The 6,524-nt window shown below is 66.5% G+C and carries 3 protein-coding genes; 1 reads left to right on the top strand and 2 read right to left on the bottom strand.

Translation table 11 applies throughout. The features are described from left to right. Together AC3WL8_RS32910 and aceE are read right to left on the bottom strand one after the other, a co-directional pair. Positions 1-643: biotin/lipoyl-containing protein (locus tag AC3WL8_RS32910; protein ID WP_492379701.1), on the bottom strand; the 643-nt coding region annotated here is incomplete at its 3' end. A gap of 167 nt (positions 644-810) precedes the next feature. After that, entirely contained in the window at positions 811-3,498 is a 2,688-nt protein-coding gene (aceE, locus tag AC3WL8_RS32905; protein WP_153955938.1) for a pyruvate dehydrogenase (acetyl-transferring), homodimeric type, read from the bottom strand. A 422-nt stretch (positions 3,499-3,920) separates the two neighbouring features. Between aceE and AC3WL8_RS32900 the strand changes: the two genes are divergently transcribed. After that, positions 3,921-6,506, top strand: coding sequence for a PAS domain S-box protein (locus AC3WL8_RS32900; RefSeq protein ID WP_492379700.1), 2,586 nt, complete (start codon positions 3,921-3,923; stop codon positions 6,504-6,506). Positions 6,507-6,524: the final 18 nt, after the last annotated feature.

The raw sequence follows: 6,524 nt of genomic DNA, 5'->3' as shown, positions 1-6,524 counted from the left end.
CCGGTGCCGCGGCGGCAGCGGCCGGGGCGGCGGCTGCGGCGGCGCCTTCCAGGATCAGCAGCAGCGTGCCTTCGGCGACGTTGTCACCGACCTTGACCTTGACTTCCTTGACCACGCCGCCTTGCGGCGACGGCACGTCCATGGTGGCCTTGTCGGACTCCAGCGTCACCACGGCGTCTTCGGCATTGATGGTGTCGCCCGCCTTGACGTGAACTTCGATGACCGGCACGGCGTCGTAGTCGCCGATATCAGGCACCTTCACCTCGATGATGCCGCCACCGCCAGCCGGCGCTGCGGCCGGAGCCGGCGCGGGGGCTGCGGGGGCTGCGGCGGCTGCCGGGGCCGGTGCAGCGGCGGCAGGCGCCGGTGCGGCTGCAGGCGCGGGCGCAGCAGCGGCCTGGCCGGCCGGCTCCAGCATCACCAGCACCGAGCCTTCGGCGACGTTGTCGCCAACCTTGATCCTGACTTCCTTGACCACGCCGCCCTGCGGCGAGGGCACGTCCATGGTGGCCTTGTCCGACTCCAGCGTCACCAGCGCGTCTTCCGCGTCGATGCTGTCGCCGGGTTTCACATGCACTTCAATGACGGGAACGGCGTCATAGTCGCCGATATCCGGCACCTTGATTTCAATCGCTTGACTCATTCAGTGTCTCCTGGGCAGGCCGGCACGCGCGACGTCCGCAAGCGGCGAGATTACCTTCGCCGCCCGCTTCTGTCACGCCGCCATGCCGCAAGGCGCCGTCCGGGCTCTGGCCGGGGCGCCCGCGGCACGGCGTTGCCGTACTGCGGGGGTTGGTGCTGGCTGCCGGATCAGACCGACATCGGGTTGGGCTTGTTCGGATCGAGGTTGTACTTCTTGATGGCCTCGGCGACCTTGTCGCGGCCGATCGCACCCTCGTCGGCCAGCGCCTTGAGCGCGGCCAGCGTGACCCAGTAGCGGTCCACTTCAAAGAAGTGGCGCAGCTTCTCGCGCGTATCCGAGCGGCCGAAGCCGTCGGTGCCCAGCACCACGTAGCGGCGCGGCACGAACGGACGGATCTGCTCGGCAAAGGCGCGTACGTAGTCGGTGGAGGCGATCACCGGGCCGCGGGCCGATTTCAGACTCTTGGCCACGTGCGATTCGCGCGGGGTCTCGGTCGGGTGCAGCAGGTTGAAGCGCTCGACGTCGTGGCCTTCGCGGGCCAGTTCGGTGAAGCTCGGGCAGCCCCACAGGTCCGACTCCACGCCCCAGTCCTTCTTGAGGAGGTCAGCAGCGGCGATCACTTCGCGGAAGATCGTGCCCGAGCCCAGCAGCTGCACGCGCGGCGCGTTGCTGTTCTCGACGCCCTTGCGGAACTGGTACATGCCCTTGACGATGTCCTGCTCTACGCCAGCCGGCATTTCCGGATGCTCGTAGTTCTCGTTCATCACCGTCAGGTAGTAGTAGACGTCTTCCTGCTCGGCGTACATGCGGCGCAGGCCGTCCTGCATGACCACCGCCAGCTCGTACTGGAAGGTCGGGTCGTACGAGATGCAGTTCGGGATGGCGGCGTGGAACACGTGCGAGTGGCCGTCTTCATGCTGCAGGCCTTCGCCGTTCAGCGTGGTGCGGCCGGCGGTGCCGCCCAGCAGGAAACCGCGCGAGCGCATGTCGGCAGCGGCCCAGCACAGGTCGCCGATCCGCTGGATGCCGAACATCGAGTAGTAGATATAGAAGGGGATCATCTGCACGCCGTGCGTCGAGTACGACGTGGCGGCGGCGATCCAGTCGCACATGGCGCCGGCTTCGTTGATGCCTTCCTGCAGCACCTGGCCAGTCTGCGATTCCTTGTAGAACATCAGCTGGTCATGGTCTTCCGGCACGTACTTCTGGCCTTCCTGGTTCCAGATGCCGACCTGGCGGAACAGGCCTTCCATGCCGAAGGTGCGCGACTCGTCCGGGACGATGGGCACCACGTGCTTGCCGATCTGCTTGTCTTTCAGCAGGGTGTTCAGGATACGCACGAAGGCCATGGTGGTGGACACTTCTCGGCCCTCGCCGGTGGCCTTCAGCAGCGCCTCGAACGCGGACAGTTGCGGGACCGGTAGGGCTTCGGCCTTCTGGCGGCGGGTCGGCAGGTAGCCGCCCAGGTTCTGCCGCGCCTGGCGCATGTATTCCAGTTCCTTCGAACCTTCCGGGAAGGTGATGTACGGCACATCTTCCAGCTGGTCGTCGGCAACGGGGAGATTGAACTGGTCGCGGAACTTGCGGATCGCGTCCACCGGCATCTTCTTCTGCTGGTGGGCCACGTTCATGGCCTGGCCGGCGTCGCCCATGCCATAGCCCTTGATGGTCTTGGCCAGGATCAGCGTGGGCTGGCCCTTGTGCTCGCTGGCGGCCTTGTAGGCGGCGTAGATCTTGTGCGGATCGTGGCCGCCGCGGTTCAGGCGCCAGATATCGTCGTCGGACCAGTCGGCCACCATCGCCTTCAGTTCAGGCGTGTTGAAGAAATGCTCGCGGACGTAGGCGCCGTCCTTGGCCTTCATAGTCTGGTACTCGCCGTCGACGCATTCCATCATGCGCTTCATCAGCAGGCCCTTGGTGTCGCGCGCCAGCAGGGAATCCCACTTGCTGCCCCAAACCACCTTGATCACGTTCCAGCCGGCACCGCGGAATTCGGATTCCAGTTCCTGGATGATCTTGCCGTTGCCGCGCACCGGACCGTCCAGGCGCTGCAGGTTGCAGTTGATGACGAAGACCAGGTTGTCGAGTTTCTCGCGGCCGGCCATGCCGATCGCGCCCAGCGATTCCGGCTCGTCGGTCTCGCCGTCGCCCAGGAAGGCCCAGACCTTGCGATCGCCGGCCTTGGCCAGGCCGCGGCTGTCCAGGTACTTCATGAAGCGGGCCTGGTAGATGGCCATGATCGGGCCCAGGCCCATCGACACCGTCGGGAACTGCCAGAAGTCCGGCATCAGCCATGGGTGCGGGTAGGACGAGATGCCCTTGCCGTCCACCTCCTGGCGGAAGTTGTCGAGCTGGTCCTGGGTCAGGCGGCCGAGCAGGAAGGCGCGCGAATACACGCCCGGAGCCGAGTGGCCCTGGACGAAGACCAGGTCGCCGCCGCTGGCTTCCGACGGGGCGCGCCAGAAGTGGTTGTAGCCGACGTCATACAACGTGGCAGCCGAGGCGAACGACGAGATGTGGCCGCCGACGTTGGTGTGCTTGTTCGCGCGCAGCACCATCGCCATGGCGTTCCAGCGGGTGTACGAGCGGATGCGGTGCTCGATGTCCTGGTCGCCGGGAATGCGGGCCTGCTGCTCGACCGGAATCGTGTTGATGTACTGCGTCTCGGCGTGGAACGGCTGGGTGACGCCGTTCACGCGTGCGTATTCGATCTGCTTGTCGATCAGGAAAGCGGCGCGCGCCGGACCTTCGGCGGCCAGGACGCCCTGCAGGGCGTCGAGCCATTCATGGGTCTCCTGGGGATCGGCGTCGTTGGCGCTCGAGGCGCCGAGAATCTGCTCTGGTACGGCGGACATGACTGTCTCCTGGGTGAATTCTTTGCTTCCGCGCCCGCGCTGGCAGCGCCTGGACACGACTTTACGTATGACTCGCACCGACTTGCGGATCCGGTGCCATGCCGCCTTGCATCGGGCCGCCGCCGGGAAACCTGTTCCGGTCTCTCCGCGCGGCAGGCACATGGCTACCGCCGGCATTGTTGGGTCGAACCGATTCTATGGAAGCGCAAAGTCCAACACAAGTGAAATTTTCAAATTGCGATATCGTTTTTTATAATGTGGGATTATGCGGCAGCGCACCAAGAATCACCACCGGACCGGCCCGCCATGCGCCATAAGCCTGCCCGCACCGGCCGCAGCAGCAATGTTTTCATTGGCGCTTTCCCCAAGCGACGCACCGCAATAATCTCGGTACACTGGTCGATCAGCCGTCAATCCCTCCCATGCCGTTTTTCGACCGACTTCTCTCCAGCCTGCGTGCAGCCATGCTTCCTCCCGACGCGTCGGGATCAGCCAAGGCGGCCGGAGGCGATCCCGCGCACGCCCCTTCGCCGGCGGCCGGACTGGGGCCGATCGAGGCGCTGGGCCCCGACGACGGCGCCCCCGTGGCCGCACCGCGCGGGCTGTGGTGGCTGCGCTGGCGCAACCTGGTGGCCACCAGCTGGTTCATGTTCATCCCGCTGGTTGCCATCGTACTGTTCACGGTGGCCATGGGCGTGATCCTGTGGTCCCTTCACGAGACCGAGCGCCAGCAGCAACGCGACGCCCTGTACCGCGACGCCGCCTGGGCACAGCAGCGCGTGCGTCTGTCGCTGCTGAGCAACCAGGACCAGCTGGCCTCGCTGGCGCGCGACATCGCCGCCGCGCAGCTCGAGCAAGGCGCCTACCGCACCGCGGCGCAGGAAATCCTGCGCGAAAACCCCGAGATCGTCTTCATCAACTGGCTCGATGCCACCAAGCGCGGCCGCTGGTCGCTGCCATCGACCTCGGAATTCGCCAGCCGCCTGCGCGAGACCCAGGACCAGCCGCTCGAGCCCGAAGTGCTCGACACCTTCGACGCCGCGCGCGAGACCCAGCGCGTGGTCTACTCGCGCCCGCTGGTCAACGACCGCGGCGACAGCTTCATGCTGATGGAAGTGCCGATCGTGCGCGACAACGAGTTCCTCGGCACGCTCGGCGCGCTGTACTCGATCAACGGCATCCTGACGCACCTGCTGCCGCCCGAGCTGACCGAGCGCTACCGCTTCTCGCTGATCGACAAGAACAACCAGACCCGCGCCAGCACCTCATTGCGGCCAGTGCCGGGCAATGCGCTGTCGTACGAGGTGCTGCTGGATCCGCCGGGCCACTCGCTGTCGCTGCGCGCCGATGCCTACCCGCCGGCGTCGAACCTGCCCAACAACATGCTGCTGTGGCTGGTGGTAGGGCTGTCGTGCTTCCTGCTGTGGAGCCTGTGGAGCATGTGGCGCCACACCAGCCGCCGCTCCGAGGCGCAGCGCGCGCTGCTGGCCGAGACCTCGTTCCGGCGCGCGATGGAAAACTCGATGCTGATCGGCCTGCGCGCGCTCGACCTGAACGGCCGCATCACCTATGTCAACCCGGCCTTCTGCCGCATGACCGGCTGGCAGGAGAACGACCTGGTCGGGCGCCTGCCGCCCTTCCCCTACTGGCCGCCCAACGACCAGCAGGAGATGCAGAAGCAGATCGACCTGACCCTGCAGGGCAAGTCGCCCGCCGGCGGCTATGAGATGCGCGTGATGCGCCGCGACGGCAGCAGCTTCTATGCGCGCATGTACGTGTCGCCGCTGGTGGACAGCCGCGGCCGCCATACCGGCTGGATGAGCTCGATGACGGACATCACCGAGCCCAAGCGCGCGCGCGAGGAACTGGCCGCGGCGCATGACCGCTTCACCACGGTGCTGGAGAGCCTGGACGCCGCGGTGTCGGTGCTGGCCACCGACAAGGCGGAGCTGCTCTTTGCCAACCGCTATTACCGGCAGCTGTTTGGCTGGGAGGCCGAGGGCCACCTGAAGCTGGCCGGCGACGACCTCGACAAGGACCAGGTCTCCAGCGACAACACCGACTATGTCGACGCCTATGCCGGCCTGCCGGCGTCCGAGCTGATGCCGTACGCATCGGATGCGCGCGAAGTGTTCGTGCCGGACATGCAGAAATGGTTCGAAGTGCGCCGCCGCTATATCCAGTGGGTCGACGGCCACCTGGCGCAGATGCAGATCGCCACCGACATCACCGCCCGCAAGGCCGCCGAGGAAATGGCGCGCCAGCATGAAGAGCGCCTGCAGTTCACCAGCCGCCTGACCACCATGGGCGAGATGGCGTCGTCGCTGGCCCATGAGCTGAACCAGCCGCTGGCGGCCATCAACAACTACTGCATGGGCGCGGTGGCGCGGCTGCACTCGGGCCGCAGCACGCCCGAGGACCTGATCCCGGTGCTGGAGAAGACCTCGGCCCAGGCGGTGCGCGCCGGCACCATCATCAGCCGCATCCGCGGCTTCGTGAAGCGCAGCCAGCCGCAGCGGCGCGAGGCCGCGCTGCACGACATCGTCGCCGACGCGGTAGGCCTGGCCGACCTGGAGGCCACGCGCCGCCGCGTCACCATCCTGACCCGCCTGCCAACCCCGCCGCTGACGGTCTATGTCGACCCGGTGCTGATCGAGCAGGTGCTGGTGAACCTGCTCAAGAACGCCGTGGAAGCCATGGCCGGCCTGCCGGCTCTGCATGCCGGCGGCGTGGTGCGCCTGCACGCGCGGGTGGAGCCGGGCGAGATCGGCGACAACGTCCATATCGACGTGATCGACCAGGGGCCGGGCGTGGACGAAGCCACCAAGGAGCGCCTGTTCGAACCCTTCTTCAGCACCAAATCCGACGGCATGGGCATGGGGCTGAACATCTGCCGCTCGATCATCGAGTCGCACCAGGGCCGCCTGTGGGTGGAGAACAATGCCGACGGCATCGGATGTACATTTAAAATCATGCTGCCGCTGCAATCGGCGCTGGCCGAGCATTAAGCCGAACCACAGGCCCTG

The sequence above is a fragment of the Cupriavidus sp. FW305-F7 genome (assembly GCF_058782875.1).
This window is presented reverse-complemented; position numbering and strand designations above follow the sequence as displayed.

What these genes read in the sequence shown, in the direction of transcription:
- aceE (WP_153955938.1), bottom strand. Translation starts at nt 3,498, where the DNA reads ATGTCCGCCGTACCAGAGCAGATTCTCGGCGCCTCGAGCGCCAACGAC.
- AC3WL8_RS32900 (WP_492379700.1), top strand. Translation starts at nt 3,921, where the DNA reads ATGCCGTTTTTCGACCGACTTCTCTCCAGCCTGCGTGCAGCCATGCTT.